1 protein-coding gene is annotated in these 898 nt (G+C 46.2%); it reads right to left on the minus strand.

Going from position 1 to position 898, the window contains the following annotated elements; all coding sequences use genetic code 11:
• Positions 1–142: 142 nt before the first annotated feature.
• A partial coding sequence (locus tag R7040_RS25305; RefSeq protein ID WP_318097394.1) for a glycosyltransferase family 4 protein occupies positions 143–898 on the minus strand: 756 nt, incomplete at its 5' end.

Below are 898 nucleotides of genomic sequence, written 5' to 3' on the forward strand. Positions count from 1 at the left end.
TCGGTCTTATCGTTAATCTAATTCGACTACTGCAACCGAGATGCCAAAATATGCTATTGGTTTAAGTGATTGAAATGTATGGGTGAGGAGATGAAAACAAAGAGGCTACGAGACAAATTCTCAATTTGAGAACCAATATGGGTTAGTTATCCATCTCAATTTGATATTGCGTTAGCAATACGGGAATAACGCTCTCTGTTGAAAACTGTTCTACGATCGTTTGGCGTGCGTTTTTACGGATTCGTTCTTGTTGGCTTTTCTCCATCGCCATCCAGTACTGTAGATTGAGCGCGAGAGCGGGGACATCATCGGCAATAAAACCATTGTTGCCGGATTGAATGATGTCGGGTAAACGTCCGACCTTTAGACTGATCACCACAATGCCGCGTGCCATTGCCTCAAGTGCCGCCATGGGTAGTCCTTCGAAGCGAGAAGAGATAATCAATACGCTGATATTTTCCCATACCGCGTTCATGTCTGTTTGATGACCATGAAAAATGACATTCGCTGGTGCGGTTGTCTCTAAGTTTTGTCGCTCAGGCCCATCGCCATAGATAGAGAAGCGATAATCGGGGCAGGCTTTCGCTAACTCTATAAATTGATCTGCGCCTTTTTCATGGCTTAAGCGACCAACAAACGAGATCTCTTGATAATGGTTGTTCATGCTTGGTAGCGCGACAAAGTTGTTGAGCAGTTGCGAGGGGCAGAGCACTTTATCTTGAATACTTTTGCTTACTGCAAAGCAGTGATCCGAGAGATAGCCTGAGCATCTGTCCAACCCGTCGTAAAGCCACAGTTTGCCCGATGACGACTCACCTGCATGATAAGTTGAGACCAAACGCGGAAAAGTGCGAGTGAGCAGTTTGGCGGTGCGAGCCAGTATGCTCGCCTTGTAGCC

This window comes from Vibrio sp. 1069 (assembly GCF_033340555.1).